The 15,143-nt window shown below is 67.3% G+C and carries 14 protein-coding genes and 1 pseudogene; 6 read left to right on the forward strand and 9 right to left on the reverse strand.

From position 1 onward, the window contains the following. Position 1 precedes the first annotated feature (1 nt). From PSR88_RS26055 to PSR88_RS26065, 3 genes are all read right to left on the reverse strand, one after another. Positions 2 to 1,951 carry a M13 family metallopeptidase gene (locus PSR88_RS26055; RefSeq protein WP_029539572.1) on the reverse strand — a complete coding sequence of 650 codons (1,950 nt, stop codon included), beginning with the start codon at positions 1,949 to 1,951 and terminating at the stop codon, positions 2 to 4. A 76-nt stretch (positions 1,952 to 2,027) separates the two neighbouring features. Next, positions 2,028 to 2,996, reverse strand: coding sequence for an intradiol ring-cleavage dioxygenase (locus PSR88_RS26060; RefSeq protein ID WP_016883832.1), 969 nt, complete (start codon positions 2,994 to 2,996; stop codon positions 2,028 to 2,030). 91 nt (positions 2,997 to 3,087) lie between these two features. Next, positions 3,088 to 3,852 carry a pirin family protein gene (locus tag PSR88_RS26065; RefSeq protein WP_009478152.1) on the reverse strand — a complete coding sequence of 255 codons (765 nt, stop codon included), beginning with the start codon at positions 3,850 to 3,852 and terminating at the stop codon, positions 3,088 to 3,090. A gap of 343 nt (positions 3,853 to 4,195) precedes the next feature. Here PSR88_RS26065 and PSR88_RS26070 point away from each other — a divergent pair, with 343 nt between their 5' ends. Next, a complete protein-coding gene (locus PSR88_RS26070) occupies positions 4,196 to 4,375 on the forward strand; it encodes a hypothetical protein (protein ID WP_005243850.1) in 180 nt (59 codons plus the stop codon). A gap of 66 nt (positions 4,376 to 4,441) precedes the next feature. Here the strand turns inward: PSR88_RS26070 and couM are convergent, their stop codons facing one another. The 3 genes from couM to couN are packed head-to-tail and all read right to left on the reverse strand — an operon-like array spanning position 4,442 to position 6,746. After that, entirely contained in the window at positions 4,442 to 4,915 is a 474-nt protein-coding gene (gene couM / locus PSR88_RS26075; RefSeq protein ID WP_009478153.1) for a p-hydroxycinnamoyl-CoA hydratase, read from the reverse strand. 32 nt (positions 4,916 to 4,947) lie between these two features. Continuing rightward, positions 4,948 to 5,838: a 4-hydroxyphenyl-beta-ketoacyl-CoA hydrolase gene (gene couO / locus PSR88_RS26080; RefSeq protein ID WP_016883831.1), complete on the reverse strand. Its 891-nt coding sequence runs from the start codon at positions 5,836 to 5,838 to the stop codon at positions 4,948 to 4,950. Further along, the gene (gene couN / locus PSR88_RS26085) at positions 5,835 to 6,746 is read right to left on the reverse strand and encodes a 4-hydroxyphenyl-beta-hydroxyacyl-CoA dehydrogenase (RefSeq protein ID WP_016883830.1); all 912 of its coding nucleotides are present in this window, start codon (positions 6,744 to 6,746) and stop codon (positions 5,835 to 5,837) included. Before couN ends, couO begins: the two co-directional genes overlap by 4 nt. Before the next feature lie 114 nt (positions 6,747 to 6,860). On the opposite strand from couN, the gene couR reads away from it, so the two are divergent. From couR to PSR88_RS26110, 5 genes are all read left to right on the forward strand, one after another. After that, positions 6,861 to 7,301 carry a MarR family transcriptional repressor CouR gene (gene couR, locus PSR88_RS26090; RefSeq protein WP_009478157.1) on the forward strand — a complete coding sequence of 147 codons (441 nt, stop codon included), beginning with the start codon at positions 6,861 to 6,863 and terminating at the stop codon, positions 7,299 to 7,301. An 8-nt stretch (positions 7,302 to 7,309) separates the two neighbouring features. Continuing rightward, positions 7,310 to 7,786 (forward strand): DUF3237 domain-containing protein, encoded by a 477-nt coding sequence (locus tag PSR88_RS26095; protein WP_016883829.1) that lies wholly within the window; start codon positions 7,310 to 7,312, stop codon positions 7,784 to 7,786. Between the two features lie 6 nt (positions 7,787 to 7,792). Continuing rightward, positions 7,793 to 8,701, forward strand: coding sequence for a LysR family transcriptional regulator (locus tag PSR88_RS26100; RefSeq protein WP_016883828.1), 909 nt, complete (start codon positions 7,793 to 7,795; stop codon positions 8,699 to 8,701). Positions 8,702 to 8,873: 172 nt separating this feature from the next. Further along, positions 8,874 to 10,199, forward strand: coding sequence for an MFS transporter (locus tag PSR88_RS26105; RefSeq protein WP_016883827.1), 1,326 nt, complete (start codon positions 8,874 to 8,876; stop codon positions 10,197 to 10,199). After that, positions 10,196 to 11,965: a CocE/NonD family hydrolase gene (locus PSR88_RS26110; RefSeq protein WP_016883826.1), complete on the forward strand. Its 1,770-nt coding sequence runs from the start codon at positions 10,196 to 10,198 to the stop codon at positions 11,963 to 11,965. Before PSR88_RS26105 ends, PSR88_RS26110 begins: the two co-directional genes overlap by 4 nt. Before the next feature lie 53 nt (positions 11,966 to 12,018). Here PSR88_RS26110 and PSR88_RS26115 read toward each other — a convergent pair. The 3 genes and pseudogenes from PSR88_RS26115 to couT all read right to left on the reverse strand — a co-directional run. After that, positions 12,019 to 12,174 (reverse strand): annotated as a pseudogene (locus PSR88_RS26115) (DJ-1/PfpI family protein); the annotation flags it as partial. A gap of 50 nt (positions 12,175 to 12,224) precedes the next feature. Next, positions 12,225 to 13,760, reverse strand: coding sequence for a p-hydroxycinnamoyl-CoA synthetase (gene couL, locus PSR88_RS26120; RefSeq protein ID WP_016883825.1), 1,536 nt, complete (start codon positions 13,758 to 13,760; stop codon positions 12,225 to 12,227). Positions 13,761 to 13,814: 54 nt separating this feature from the next. Next, positions 13,815 to 15,143, reverse strand: coding sequence for a p-hydroxycinnamate MFS transporter (gene couT, locus PSR88_RS26125; protein ID WP_016883824.1), 1,329 nt, complete (start codon positions 15,141 to 15,143; stop codon positions 13,815 to 13,817).

The following is a 15,143-nucleotide window of genomic DNA, read 5'->3' on the forward strand; positions in this document are numbered from 1 at the left end:
GCTACCAGATCTTGACGCGCTCCTCCGGATCGAGGTAAAGCGCGTCACCGGGCTTGACGTCGAACGCGTCGTGGAACGTGTCGAGGTTGCGAACCACGCCGTTGCAGCGGAACTCCGGCGGCGAGTGCGGATCGACGGCGAGCCTGCGGAGCGCCTCGGCGTCCCGGGCCTTGGTGCGCCACACCTGCGCCCAGCCGAAGAACACCCGCTGGATACCGGTGAGGCCGTCGAGAACCTCGGGCTCGGACCCTTCCGTGGCGATCCGGTACGCCGCGATGGCGATGGACAGGCCACCGAGGTCGCCGATGTTCTCACCGATGGTGAACTCGCCGTTCACATTGTGGCCGGGCAGCGCCTTCGGCTCGAACTCGTTGTACTGCTCGATCAACGCCTTCGTGCGCTTGCCGAACTCGGTCCGGTCGTCGTCGGTCCACCAGTCGACCATGTTGCCGTCGCCGTCGTACTTGGCGCCCTGATCGTCGAAGCCGTGGCCGATCTCGTGACCGATGACGGCACCGATTCCGCCGTAGTTGGCGGCGTCGTCTGCGGCGGCGTCGAAGAACGGAGGCTGCAGAATGGCTGCGGGAAAGACGATTTCGTTCATGCCCGGGTTGTAGTAGGCGTTGACCGTCTGCGGCGTCATGAACCACTCGTCGCGGTCGACGGGGCCGCCGAGCTTCGCGAGGTCGCGGTCGTACTCCGCCGCGTAGCCGCTGCGGTAGTTGCCGACCAGGTCGTCGCGGGAGATGGTGACGGCCGAGTAGTCGCGCCACTTGTCGGGGTACCCGATCTTGGGTGTGAACTTCTCCAGCTTGCGCAGCGCCGCCTGCCGCGTCTCGGGGCTCATCCAGTCCAGGTCGGAGATGTTGCGCCGGTACGCCTCCTGCAGGTTGGCGACGAGTTCCTGCATGCGGGCCTTCGCGTCGGCCGGGAAGTGGCGTTCGACGTAGAGCTTGCCGACGGCCTCGCCCAGCAGATCCTGCACCAGGGACACGCCGCGCTTCCAGCGCTCACGGATCTCCTCGGCGCCGGTCAGGGTCTTCCCGTAGAACGCGAAGTTCTCGTCGACCAGGGCCTGCGTGAGGTACGGGGCGCGGGAGCGGATGACGTTCCACGTCGCCCACGCCTTCCAGTCGTCGATGTCCTCGGACGTCCACAGCTCGGTCAGCGTGGTAAGGAAATCGGGCTGGCGGACCACGATCTCGGCGAACTGCTCGGACGTGCCGCCGAGCGCGCCGATCCACGACGACCAGTCCAACCCGGCGGGGAGCTGGTCGAGGGTGAGCAGGTTGTAGCTCAGCTCGGCGTCGCGACGCTTCACGACGTCCCAATGACCGGCCGCGATCTTGGTTTCCAGGTCGAACACGCGCTGCGCGTCGTAGTCGACGCCTGCGAGGGCGAACATCTTCGCGATGTGCTTCACGTACGCCGCGCGGATCTCCGCGTGGTCGTCCTGGCGGTAGTACGACTCGTCGGGCAGGCCGATGCCCGACTGGCTGAAGTGGACGAGGTAACGCTCGGAATTCTTGGCGTCCGTGTCGACATAGTGGCCGACGGCTCCGCCGACCCCCGTGCGTTGCTGGCGGCCGATGACGGCGGCGAGCGCGGAGAGGTCGGCGGCCGAGGCCACGTCGGCGAGCTCGCCCGCGATCGGTGCGAGCCCCGCGGCCTCGACGACGTCCGCGTCCATGAAGCTGCCGTACAGGTCACCGATGCGCTGCGCGTCGGTCCCCGGCGCCGCGCCGGAGTCCGCCGCCTCCTCGATGATGGTCTGGACGTCGACCTCGGCCTTGTCGTACAGCGTGCGGAACGCGCCGTCGATCGCCCGGTCCGCGGGAATCTCGTAGTCGTCGATCCACTTGCCGTTCACGTGGACGAAGAGGTCGTCCTGGGCGCGGGTGTCGTTGTCGAGGTGAGTGAGGTCGATGCCGGAGCGCTGAGCCGTGGTCATGCGTTCCATCCTTACACCGTTCCGGGCCGGGAGGTCCACCACTGCGCTCAGGGCGAAACAAAGGTCCGGGGATCGATCAGACGTCGATGCCGAGGTTGATCGCCGCGAGGTAGCCGTCCGACTGCTCGGCGACGGTCAGCAGGCCTGCGGCGTCGTAGATGCTGTCGGTGGAGTTGTTCACGTTGTTCTCGCGTCCGGTGTGGTCGGAATACGGTGCGGTCGCGTACACCTCGTCGAGCAGGGCCTCGTCGAAGAACAGCTGGGTGGTGAGCACCGTCTTCTTGTCGATGTGCACCTTCAGGTGGATGTGCGTGGTCCGGCCGGTGTACCACCCGGGGAAGATGGTGGTGAACTGGGCGATGCCGTTCGCGTCCGTGGTCTGGGCGCCGCGCAGGTAGGTTCCGTCGTCCGTGGTGGCGGCCTCGCTGTCGCCGACGCTGTAGGACCCGTCGGACGTCTCACCCGAACCGCCGGACATGTCCCCACCGGGACCACCCGCTCCGGGACCACCGGGACCACCGGCCGGGGGCTGGCCGCCGCCACCGGGTCCGCCCACCGGAGGCGCGCCTGCGGGGGCGCCGTTGCCGCTGAGGTCCGCGGCCCTCGAACCCGACTCGAAGCCCGAGTACACACCACCCGCGTCGCAGTGCCAAATCTCCACGACGGCATTGCTCACCACCGCGGCGGAGCCGTCCGCGGAACAGTTCGTCAGGTCCTGCACCCGCAGTGCGAGCTGCAGCTTCGTGCCCGGCCGGTCCTCGCGGATGTCGCTGCGGATCGAGTCGACGTCGAACCAGTACGGTCCCTGCGTCTCCTCGACGGCCATGACGCACTGCGGGGCCTGGTCGAGCAGGGCGCTCACCGTGTCGGCGCTGGTCGTCGCGGCACTGGATGCGGCTGCGGTCGACGTGGCCGACGCCGACGTGCTGCTGCTCCCGTTCCCGGTGCAGGCGGCGATGAGCCCACCCAGGCTCACCGTTCCTCCGACCGCCAGCGCGCGGCGGCGGCTGATGCGCAGACGGCTCTTCTCCACGTCCTTGTTCACTGTGCGTACCTCTCCATGATCGGGCTGTGACCCGATCGTGGCGCACGAACCTGCGCGCAGCGTGCCGTCCAGCTGTGAACTTGCTGGGAACTCACCCGCCGAGGCGGGCGTGCATCTCCCAGACGAGGACCTCGGCGCCGGAGTGCGAGGTGACCTGCTGGCCACCGGAGGCGCTCAAACGGACGGCGTCCCCCTCGTACAGGGTGCCGACACCCTCCATCTCCGCGGTGCCCCGGGCGACGAACACGTGGAGGAACGGCGCTTCGGGAAGCGTCACCGATGCGCCGGGAAAGAGTCGCGCGACATGCAGGGCCGCGTGCTTGTTGTTGATCCGGATCGCCGAATTGTCCTTGTATTCCGGCATTCCGGACGCAACGGGCACCAGCCCGCCCTTGAGGATCTCGTCCTCGATCTCGAGTTGTTCGTAGCTCGGAGTGAGGCCGGCTTCGTCGGGTACCACCCACATCTGGACGAAATGCACCGGCTCGTGATGCTGCTCACCCTCGAGGCGCCAGCTGTCGTTCTTCTCGGAATGCATGATGCCCTTGCCTGCGCTCATGCGTTGCGCAAGGCCGGGATAGATGATGCCGGAGTGGCCGATCGAATCCTGATGCACGAGCGAGCCGCGCAGCACCCACGTGACGATCTCCATGTCCTTGTGCGGATGCGTGTCGAATCCCTGACCGGGGAGCACGGTGTCGTCGTTGTTCACGAGGAGCAGCCCGTGGTGTGTGTTGTCGGGGTCGTAGTGCTGGCCGAAGGAGAACGAGTGCTTCGAATCCAACCAGGAAATCTTGGTTTTCAGCCGATCGCCGGCACGATGAACATAGACATGAGGTGTGGTGACTGCTGGCATATCGGTCCTCCTTCGGGTGGTACCCGGTCCAGAGTACGAGGTGCCGACTGCAGGTACTCGCAAGACGGTGTCGATTGTGCATCGAATTCATCGCCTGCCGGCAGCGGTGGAGGACCCGCGTCGAAGGTGAAATGAGGTTGCGCAGTGCGACATTGGCGTACCTGGCGCCCGTAAGGCGGTGTTCGGCAACAGCTTTCATCGACGGTGCGAACCGCGTGAAAGACGGGCGTCCAGTTCGTGCCGCCGTGAATGCCCGCTTCGGCGGGCCCGCGGCGTACAGTTCGAATTGTGCGTCCGGAAGTCGCAGGATTTGCGGCACGTCGCACACAGCGGAAGGAGCGTGATGAAGGCGAATTCGGATCGACACGATCAGCACCTCCCCGAGCACCAGCGGATCGCAGACCTCGTCGACGACATGGAAGACCGGCTGGTGGCCGAGCGTGAGGCGAAGGGAATCGCGGGCAATGCGTCCGAGCGGAAGCAGGCGGAACAGGTCGAGCCCGACGACCAGGCCCCCGAGTAGGCATGCGCCTTCGGCGCCTGTGAGTACTTGTTAACCGCGGGCGGTTAACAAGTACTCACAGGTGGGTCACTCGAAGAAGCGGTACACGGCCTCGACGACGACCGCGGGACGCTCGCTGCCCTCGAGTTCGATCTGCCCGGCGACGGTCACCTGGACGCCGCCCTTGGGCAGCTCCTCGACGGACTGCAGCGTCGCGTTCAGGCGGACGCGTCCCTCGGCGGGCACGGGGTTGGTGAATCGGACCTTGTTGAGACCGTAATTGACGGCCATGGTGACGCTGTCGACGGTCAGGATCTCGTCCCACATGGGGATGATCAGCGACAACGTCAGGTAGCCGTGGGCGATGGGCCCGCCGAACGGGCTCTCCGCCTTGGCGCGCTCGGGGTCGACGTGGATCCACTGGTGGTCGTCGGTGGCGTCGGCGAACGTGTTGATCCGCTGCTGGGGGATGTCGATCCACGAGCTGGTGCCCAGCGGCCGGCCCTCGAGTGCCGCGAGGTCGGCGAGGGTGGCGACCCGGGTGGTGGTTGCGGTGGTCACGATGAGTCTCCTGGTGGTTCGGTGGGGCAGGGTCAGTGCTTGATGCCGAGAACGCGCAGCGCGTTCTGCTTGAAGATCAGGGGCGCGACCTCGGGTTTGATGTCGAGGTTCGCGAAGTCCTTCATCCAGCGGTCGACCTGGATGACGGGGAAGTCGGAGCCGAACAGCACCTTGCCGCGGAGCATGCTGTTGGCGGCCTTGACCAGCTGCGGCGGGAAGTACTTCGGCGACCACCCGGACAGGTCGATGAAGACGTTGGCCTTGTGGGTGGCGATGGAGATCTGCGAGTCGACCCACGGCACCGACGGGTGCGCCATGATCACGGTGAGGTCGGGGAAGTCGGCGGCGACGTCGTCGAGCAGCATCGGGTCGGAGTAGCGCAGTTTGATGCCGTGGCCGCCGGGCAGCCCGGCGCCGATCCCGGTCTGACCGGTATGGAACAGGGCGGGGACCCCGGCCTCGGTGATGGCCTCGTAGAGCGGGTAGAACTGCCGGTCGTTCGGTTCGAATCCCTGCATGCTGGGGTGGAACTTGAACCCCTTCACGCCGTAGTCGTCGACGAGCCGGTGGACGCGCCGCACGGCCGCCTTGCCCTGCCAGGGGTCGACGGATCCGAAGGGGATCAGGACGTCGTTGTGGCGGGCCGCGCCCTCGGCGATCTCCTCGACCGAGTTGGTGGGGTGTCCGCTGGCCGAGGCCGCGTCGACGGTGAACACGACCGCGGCCATGTTGCGGGCACGGTAGTGGTCGGCGATCGCGTCGATGGACGGGGTGCGTTCCTCGCCGGACTTGAAGTACTTCTCCGAGGCGGCCATCAGTTCGTCGTCGAGGGACCGGTGCCCGCAGCCGTCGATTTCGACGTGGGTGTGGATGTCGATGGCGTCGATCTTGTCGAAGTCGATGCCGTACTCGTAGCGGCTCACTTCGCCATCAGCTCCTCGGGGAATTCCTCGCCGACGGACTGGACGGCGTCGCCGAACGTGCCGGCCCACTGGGCCGCGATGTCGTCGGCCGACCAGCCACCGTCGTGGTACTCGACCGCGGTCAGGTCGGGGTGCGACCACAACGCGAGGCGGTCGCCACCGACGGCGAACGCCTGTCCGGTGATCTCGGCGGCCGCGTCGGACGCGAGGAACGAGATGATGCCTGCGGCGTCCTCGGGGGTGCCCAGGCCCACCTCGCGGCGGATGATGTCGGGCAGCGGCTCGCCGTTCTTCATGCCCTCGATGTAGGGGGCGAGGAACGGGACGGTCTCGGTCATCGCCGTCGCTGCGACGGGGCAGACGGCGTTGGCGGTGATGCCCGCGCGCTGCAGTTCCATCGCCCACGTGCGGACCATGCCGACGATGCCGGACTTGGCGCCCGAGTAGTTGGTCTGCCCGAAGTTGCCGCGCTGGCCGGCGGGGGACCCGATGCAGATGATGCGACCACCGTCGCCCTGTTCGCGGAACTTCAGGACGGCTTCGCGGACGCAGGTGAAGGTGCCGCGCAGGTGCACAGTGATCACGGCGTCGAAGTCGTCGTCGGTCATCTTCCACAGCACCTTGTCGCGGAGGATGCCTGCGTTGGTGACCATGACGTCTAGGCGTCCGAACGCGTCGACCGCGCCGGCGACCAGCTTCTGGGCGGTTTCGGTGCTGCCGACCGGGGCGACGACGGCGACTGCCCGGCCGCCCGCGCCGGTGATCTCGGCGACGGCGGCGTCGGCGGTGGCCTGGTTGACGTCGTTGATCACGACCGCGGCGCCGTGGCGCACCAGGTCCTTGGCGTAGGAAAGTCCGAGGCCCTGTCCGCTGCCGGTGACTACGGCGACTTTGTTGCTGAGATCCATGTCGTGATTCTCCTAAGGTCGTGTTCGCTGAATCACACGTAATCATTGATGATTGAGAATGTCAATGATTAAGATCTGCTACTCTACCGACAATCATCAGAAGGGGGTCGTCGCATGGCAGAGTCGCAGGCGTTATCAGACGACATCGGGTTCCTGCTCTCGCGCGTCGGCGGAATGGTGCTGGGCGCGGTGAACAAAGCCCTCGTACCCACGGGTCTGCGGGTGCGCTCCTACTCGGTCCTGGTCCTCGCCTGTGAGCAGGCCGAGGGCGTCAACCAGCGCGGTGTGGCCGCCACCATGGGTCTCGACCCCAGTCAGATCGTGGGTCTGGTCGACGAACTCGAGGAACGCGGACTCGTCGTGCGCACCCTCGACCCCTCGGATCGCCGCAACAAACTGATCGCCGCCACCGAGGAAGGGCGCCGGCTCCGCGACGACGCGAAGGCGCGCGTCGACGCCGCGCACGGACGCTACTTCGAGGGCATCCCCGACACGGTCGTGAATCAGATGCGGGACACGTTGCAGAGCATCGCCTTTCCCACCTTCGTGGAGTAGCGCGCGCGATGACCGAGCTCCTCACCCCGGCACCGCCCGGCATGTCGTTCCTCGCCACCTTCGTCGTGGAGGTGGCCGAGCCGGTGGAGATCGGGTCCACGCCCGAAGGCACACGGCGCATCATCCCCATCGTCGGTGGCCGGGTCGAGGGCCCCGAGCTGCGGGGCACCGTGCTGCCGGTCGGGGCGGACTTCCAGCTGCTCAGCTCGTCCACGCTCACCGAGCTCGAGGCCAAGTACGTCATCGAGACCGACGACGGCGACCGCATCTACGTCACCAACTTCGGGCTGCGCTCGGGTACCGCCGAAGACATCGCCCGTCTGGTCGACGGCGAGGCCGTCCCGCCTGAGCGCGTCTACTTCCGCTGCACCCCACGGCTCACCGCCGCCGAGGGCCGGTGGTCGTGGCTGCGCTCGCGGATCCTCGTCGGCACCGGCGAACGCCTCCCCGGCGAGGTGCGACTCACGGTGTTCGTGGTGGACTGACCGGCCGTGGAAATCCGCTGGATGAAATCGTTCGTCGCGGTCGCCGAAGAACTCAACTACGGCCGGGCGGCCGAGGTGCTGCACATCGCGCAACCGGCCGTGAGCCAGCAGGTGCAGCAACTCGAGAAGCGCCTCGGTGTGAAACTGTTCGATCGCACCACGCGATCGGTCCGGCTCACCGCGGCGGGGGAGCGCTTCCTGCAGCCGTGCAAGGACGCGCTCGCCGGAATCGTTCGCGCCGTCGATGCCGCGGTGATCGCGGATCCGGCGGTCGAGGGTCGCGTCCGGGTCGGTTTCAGCGGCGCCTACGGGCAGACCGAATTGTCCTCTCTGGCACGGTCGGTGCGCCGCCGGTACCCCCTGATCGATCTCGTCCTCGAGGGGGCGACGGTCAGCGGGCAGATCCTCGACGAAGTCTGGGAGGGACAACTCGACCTCGGCATCGTCTCGGACGCGGTGTCCCACCCCCATGTGCTCACGCGGCAGATCTCGGTGGAGTACCTCAGTGCGCTGCTCCCGAGCGATCACCCACTCGCCGAACGGAAGTCGATCGACCTCGCGGAACTGCGCGACGAAACGTTCGTCGCGAATCCCGCCGCCACCGGATCCACTCTCCGCCGCGATCTGCTCGCCGCGTGCCGGGACGCCGGGTTCACGCCGAACATCGTGCAGGAGACCACCGACGGCATCGTGCTGACCGCCCTCGTCGCGGCGGGGGTCGGTGTGGCGCTCGTGCCGGGTGACGTCCAGACGTATCCCAATCGGGTGGTGCTCGTTCCCCTCGATGCCGGCCGATACGAAGTCCGGGCCGCGCTGGCCTGGTCGGACCGTCCCGTATCGCCCGTCGTGCAGACGGTTCTCGACCTCGCCGCCGAGGTGCTGCCGTCGCCGGACACCCTCGCCGACGAGCAATAACGATCGCTTATCAATCACTACCGATACTGCTCTTGGACGGTGATCGGTTTCTTTGGCAGAGTCTCCCTCGGTGGCAGCGGATGTGACCTGGACAACTCCGATCCCCGGTGCCGCACCCGCCTCGAGGCCTCTCCGAACTCCCGGATGCCCTTCATATTCAGGTAGGAACCACATGACTTCCACATTCGACGGCCGCGTCGTACGCGCCGACACCCGCGTCCGGTCGCCCCACGCGCGCCGGGCAGCCCTGGCCTCATTCGTGGGCAGCACACTCGAGTACTACGACTTCTTCATCTACGCCTCCTTCTCCGCGCTCGCGTTCAACACCCTGTTCTTCCCGGACCTCGGCTCGTTCTGGGGGACCATCGTGTCGATGGCGACCATCGGGATCGGTTACGTCGTCCGACCTCTCGCAGCCCTCGTCTTCGGGCACTTCGGAGACACGCTCGGGCGTAAGCGGATGCTGGTGGTCACGCTCGTGATGATGGGTGTGGCCACGTCGCTCATCGGCTGCCTGCCGACATACGGGGCGATCGGCGTCGCAGCGCCGATCCTGCTGGTGCTGCTCCGGGCCGTTCAGGGCGCGTCGGCGGCAGGCGAGTCGGCGGGAGCCGCGTCCCTGGCGCTCGAACACGCACCCGCCCACCGCCGGGCGCTCGCGGCCAGCTGGGTGAACACCGGCGCCGCCGCAGGAATGCTGCTGGCGTCGCTGGTCGTCCTCGTGTTCTCCGGACTGCGCGAGGACGCCTTCCTCAGCTGGGGATGGCGTATCCCGTTCCTGCTCAGCATCTTCGTCGCACTCGCCGGGCTCGTGATCCGCCGGATGCTGCCCGAGAGCGAGGTGTTCGAGGAGGCCGTGTCGACCGACGAGCCGAAGGAGATGCCGGCGAAGGTGATCTTCCGCGACCACTGGCCGAGCGTGCTGCGGGTCGTCGGGTGCGGACTGTTCGCGGTGGTCTCCACCATCTTCAGTGCCTTCGCCCTCTCGTGGGGCACCCACGAGGCCGGTGTGTCCCGGACCGTCATGGTCGGCGCTACCGTGCTCACCGCCGCACTCGCGCTCGTGGCCCAGCCCGCCGCGGGGATTCTCGCCGACCGGATCGGACGCAAGCCGATCTTCATCACCGGCAACCTCGTCTGCGCCGTCGCCATCTCCGGATTCTTCTGGGCGGTCAGCCAGCGTTCGACAGCCCTGATCCTGATCACGGCGTGCGTCGTGATGGTGGCCGGCTACTCGCTCGTCAACGCCGTCGGTCCCGCGCTGTACGCCGAGATGTTCGAGACGCGCATCCGTTATTCGGGCATGGCGATCTCCGGGCAGCTGGCGCTGGTGGCCACCGGATTCGCCCCCACCATCGCCGCGGCGCTCGTCCGGCCCGGACCGAACGGCTGGATCCCGGTGGCCGTGTTCACCGCGTGCTGCTGCCTGGTCAGCGCACTCACCACGCTCACAGTCCGCGAAACCTACCGGACCAGCACCACCGACCTCGGCAAATGACCGAACTCCCGTCGAAAGTGACCGAACCTGTGAAACACGATGTACTGATCGAGAACGACATCGAGGCGACGATGCGGGACGGGGTGGTTCTGCGCTCGACCGTATACCGCCCGAACGGATCCGGACGTTTCCCAGTACTGCTCACCCGCACTCCGTACGGCCGCGACCTGTCCGTGAACTCGGGCTACCTCAACCCCACCACCGTCGCAGCCGCCGGATTCGTCGTGATCATGCAGGACGTCCGCGGCAGGTTTGGCTCGGACGGCGAGTTCGTGCCGTCCGAAAACGAAGGTCCGGACGGTTACGACACGGTTCAGTGGGCCGCCGAACTGCCGTACTCGACCGGCGCCGTGGGCATGTGGGGGCGGTCGTACTTCGCCGAAACCCAGTGGCGTGCAGCCCAGGAGAAGCCGCCGGCCCTGCGTGGTATCGCCCCGGGCATCTCCGCAGGCGGCAATGCGCGGTCCGGTGGACTCGTGCGCGGCGGCGCGATGGAATTCGGTGCCCGGCTCGGGTGGGGGCACCACTCGGCCGGACCGGCCGAGATCGCGAAACTGTCCCGCACCGATCCCGTCCGCGCCGAACGCGAATGGGCAGCGTGGGCCCGGATCGATCGGGCGATGTCGGAGGACACGTTCCTCGACACCCTCCCCGTCCGCGACATGGCCGCCGACGCCCCGGCGTTCTTCGCGTCACCGATCGTCGAATCGCTCGGATTCCCGATCGATCACCCCACCCGCGACCTGTGGGACAGCGCGAGCGACCGGGCCGTCGACCTCCCCTCACTGCACATCGGCGGGTGGTACGACATCTTCGTGAACAGCACCCTCGGCCAGTACTTCGGCCAACTGGCGCACAGTGATTCCGGGGCGGCCCCCGCGCCGTACCTGATCGTGGGCCCGTGGAGTCACACCAACTTCTCCGGGCTCGGTGGGTCGGTCGTGTTCGGAAGTCCCGCGAATCAGGCGGTGCTCGATTCGGGTCAGGACCTGTCGTCGGTCCACGCGCAGTGGTACGCGTCGGTGCTCCGCGACGAGGAACCCACCATGCCCCGCGTCCGGATCTTCGTGATGGGGGAGAACCGGTGGCGGACGTACGACCGCTTCCCGGAACCCGCGCGGACGGCCGAACTCTTCCTCGCTCCAGGCGGAACCCTCGTCGCGGACGCGGAGGACACCGACGGGCGCGTCGACTACGACTACGACCCGGCGGATCCGGTGCCGACGGTCGGTGGGGCGACGATGATGCCGGGAACGTTCGCGCCCGGCGCACTGGAACAGAGCCGCGTCGAATCCCGCGACGACGTTCTCGTCTTCACCGGTGGGGCACTCACCGAGCCGTTGACGGTGATCGGCCGGGTGTCCGCGACGCTGTTCGCGTCGTCCAGCGCGGTCGACACCGATTTCGTCGTGCGACTGTGCCGGGTGACCGCGGACGGCACGTCGATCACGCTCACCGACGGCATGGTGCGGGCCCGCTACCGCGACTCCTACCGGACCCCCGGGACGTACACGTCCACCGAACCGAGCCTGCTCGTGCCCGGGGAGGTGTACGAGTACGCGATCGACCTGTGGTCCACGGCCGTCACGTTCCAGCCGGGCGAGCGGATCCGGGTCCACGTGACGTCCAGCAATCATCCCCGCTGGGACCGCAACCTCAACACCGGCGAATCCGCCTACGAATCATCGGAATCCGTGGTCGCCCACCAGACCGTGCACACGGGGCCGCGTCACCCCAGCCGCGTGTCGCTGTCCGTGGTGCGCTGACGCGCCCGTGAGTACTTATTAACCGTCCGCGGTTAACAAGTACTCACGGGTCGCGAAGCGGCATGCGTCGTAGCCGGTCTGCCTTTCAGCAGGCCGGCTTTTGCGTAGACCAGGGAACCGGTGCACACGCTGGTCATCAACGGAACGTCGGCGCGCTGCCGGCGGACCCAGTCGAGATGGGCGTCGTCGAGCAGTTGTGGTCGCGTGCCCTGAACCTGGTGCGCTGACGCGCTCGTGAGTACTTGTTAACCGCCCGCGGTCAAGAAGTACTCACAGGCTGCGAAGCGGCAAGCTTGCGCAGGTCGGGTTTGCGGATCTTACCGGTGGCGGTGCGGGGGAGTGCCTCCGCGATCTGGATGAATGTGGGAATCTTGAACCCCGCGAGCTTTTCTCGCAGCCGGGCGCGGACCGTCTCCTCGTCGAGTGTCGTGCCGTCGGCGGCGACGACGAAGGCCATGCCGGTCTCACCCCACTTCTCGTGGGGGACGCCGATGACCGCCGCCTCCCGGATGCCGTCCAGTTTCAGCAGCGCAGCCTCGACCTCGGCGGGGTAGACGTTCTCGCCGCCCGAGATGTACATGTCCTTGTAGCGGTCGCAGATGAAGAGGAAGCCTTCGTCGTCGAAGTAGCCGGCGTCGCCGGTGTGCAGCCAGCCGTCGACGATGGTGCGGGCGGTCGCCTCGGGCTGATTCAGGTAGCCGAGCATCACGTTCGGGCCCTTGGCGACGATCTCGCCGATCTCGTTCGGTTCGGCGCTCGACCCGTCCGGGCGTACGACGTCGACGTCGGTGAAGAACGTCCGCTTACCGGCGGAACCGATCTTGGTGCGCACGTCCGCACTCGACAGCATGGTCACCGACGGCGCGGTCTCCGTCAGGCCGTACGCCTGCGTGATCGCGACGTCCCGGTCCTGCCACGGGGAGATGAGCGCTTCGGGCAGGGGAGCCCCGGCGACGCAGATGGCCCGCAGGCTGGACAGGTCGGCGTCCGCGAACCGGGGGTGGTGCCAGAGTTCCTGGATCATCGTGGGGACGGCGAAGAACGTGGTGATGCGTTCCTTCTCGATCGTGTCGAGGACGACGCCGGCATCGAACTTGCGCAGCAGCACCACGGTGCCGCCGTTGAGCAGCGTGGGTGTGACGGCACCGCCGATCCCGCCGATGTGGAACAGCGGCGCCACCGACAGAGTGCGTTCCTTCGACGTAATGTCCTGGGCGAGAAGCTGGTTCAGTGCGTTCCACAGCATGTTGCCGTGGCTGAGCATGACGCCTTTCGGTGCGCCGGTGGTGCCCGACGAGTACATCAGTACGGACAGGTCGTCGAGGCCGACCTGTTCGTCGATGCGGGTGTCCGGCTGCCCGGCGCGCACGCCCTCGTACGTGTGGGTGGACCACGAGTCGCCCAGGCCGATCCAGGTGGTGACCGGGGTGTCCGACTGCGCCAGCTCCTGCGCGACGTCGGCCTGCTGATCGCCGAAGATCACTGTGGTGCAGCGTGAATCGCCGAGCACGAAGCGCGCTTCCTCGGCGGTGAGGCGTGCATTGAGCGGGAGATACGTGGCGCCGAGCAGCCCGGCCGCGAACATCACCTCGAGCGCTGCCGGGTCGTTGAACCCGAAGAAGCCGACGCAGTCACCCTTCTCGACGCCGAGGGCGCGCAGGCCGTGGGCGAGTCGGCGTGTCCGCAGGGCCATCTCCTCGTACGTGACGGCCCGTCCGTCGAAGACGAGCGCCTCGTTCTTCGGCGTCATGGTGATGCGGCGCTCGAGCCACGAGCCGATGCCTTCGTTGTCCATGGTGACTCCTCGTTCTCTTCGAAACTACTCTCGAGCTTGTGGCGGGGTGGTGTGTCAGGCCGACGGAGTGTCGGCGGTCAGGTCGTTGTCCTTGCTCTCCTTCGTCGCGACGAGGAAGACGGCGCTGACCACGCACAGTGCGATGATGAACAGCCCGACCGGGAGGATCGATTTACCGGACGACGCGAACAGCGACGCCAGGATGACGGGGGTGAATCCCGCACCGATGAGGGTGGCCAGCTGATATCCGAGCGACGCACCGGTGTAGCGCGCCCGGGTGCCGAACTGCTCGGAGATGAACGCGGCCATCGGACCGTAGGTGGCCGAGTGGCAGATGGTGTAGCCGACGAAGGCGAGCGCGATGAACAGGAACTGTCCCGTGCTCAGCAGCAGGAAGAGGGGGTAGACGCTGAGGATCATCGCGCCGAGTCCCGCGAGCATGACCGGGCGGCGGCCGATCTGGTCGGACAGTCGCGCCGATCCGAGGACCAGGAAGATCGCGCAGAACTGGCAGAAGGAGAACGCCAGTAGCGCGTCGGACCGCGCGGCGCCGCTCGACACGGCGTAGGTGATGGCGAACGTGGTGAACGCGGTTTGCATTCCGAAGCTCGCGATGCAGCTCATCGACGCCACGACGACCGCGCGGGGCCGCTTCAGGATGGTGACGATGGGCGGGGTGGTTTCCTTCTTCGCGGATTCCTTCAGCGCCGCCGTGAACAGCGGGCTCTCCGACACCTTGGACCGGATGAACAGGCCGAGGGCCAGCATGAACGCCGAGATCAGGAACGGGATGCGCCAGCCCCAGGTCAGGAACTGCTCGTCCGGGAGAAGTGACACGGCCGCCAGCGCGAGCGTGCCGAGCAGTGCGCCGGTGGGGGCGCCCGCGTTGGTGAACGCCGCGGCGAAACCGCGCTTGCCGGATTCGGCGTGCTCGAGCGACATCAGCGCTGCGCCACCCCATTCGCCGCCGACGGCGAGTCCCTGGCAGACGCGGAGGAGGACGAGGATCACCGCGGCCCAGGAGCCGATCATCTCCGGCGGGGGAATGAGCCCGATCGCGAACGAGGCGATGCCCATGACGGTCATCGAGATCAGCAGCATGGCCTTGCGGCCGACGGTGTCCCCGAAGTGACCGAAGACGATTCCGCCCAGGGGGCGCGCGACGTAGCCGGCGGCGAACGTTCCCATCGACGCGATGCTCGCGGCCAGGGGGTCCAGATCGGCGAAGAACACCGGGCCGAAGACGAGGGACGCTGCGGTGGCGTAGAGCAGGAAGTCGTAGAACTCGATGGTGCTGCCCAGGTAGCTCGACAGGATCACCCTGCGAACTTCCTTCTTGCGTTGGGTGGCCGACATGGTGTCGGCGGTGGCGGTGACCGTCAT

Origin of the sequence: Rhodococcus sp. DK176 (genome assembly GCF_038447315.2) — a bacterium.
Taxonomy (GTDB): domain Bacteria; phylum Actinomycetota; class Actinomycetes; order Mycobacteriales; family Mycobacteriaceae; genus Rhodococcus_F; species Rhodococcus_F jostii_A.

What these genes read in the sequence shown, in the direction of transcription:
- PSR88_RS26055 (WP_029539572.1), bottom strand. Translation starts at nt 1,951, where the DNA reads ATGACCACGGCTCAGCGCTCCGGCATCGACCTCACTCACCTCGACAAC.
- PSR88_RS26065 (WP_009478152.1), bottom strand. Translation starts at nt 3,852, where the DNA reads ATGCCAGCAGTCACCACACCTCATGTCTATGTTCATCGTGCCGGCGAT.
- PSR88_RS26070 (WP_005243850.1), top strand. Translation starts at nt 4,196, where the DNA reads ATGAAGGCGAATTCGGATCGACACGATCAGCACCTCCCCGAGCACCAG.
- couN (WP_016883830.1), bottom strand. Translation starts at nt 6,746, where the DNA reads ATGGATCTCAGCAACAAAGTCGCCGTAGTCACCGGCAGCGGACAGGGC.
- couR (WP_009478157.1), top strand. Translation starts at nt 6,861, where the DNA reads ATGGCAGAGTCGCAGGCGTTATCAGACGACATCGGGTTCCTGCTCTCG.
- PSR88_RS26095 (WP_016883829.1), top strand. Translation starts at nt 7,310, where the DNA reads ATGACCGAGCTCCTCACCCCGGCACCGCCCGGCATGTCGTTCCTCGCC.
- PSR88_RS26105 (WP_016883827.1), top strand. Translation starts at nt 8,874, where the DNA reads ATGACTTCCACATTCGACGGCCGCGTCGTACGCGCCGACACCCGCGTC.
- PSR88_RS26110 (WP_016883826.1), top strand. Translation starts at nt 10,196, where the DNA reads ATGACCGAACTCCCGTCGAAAGTGACCGAACCTGTGAAACACGATGTA.
- couL (WP_016883825.1), bottom strand. Translation starts at nt 13,760, where the DNA reads ATGGACAACGAAGGCATCGGCTCGTGGCTCGAGCGCCGCATCACCATG.
- couT (WP_016883824.1), bottom strand. Translation starts at nt 15,143, where the DNA reads ATGACGGTCACCGCCACCGCCGACACCATGTCGGCCACCCAACGCAAG.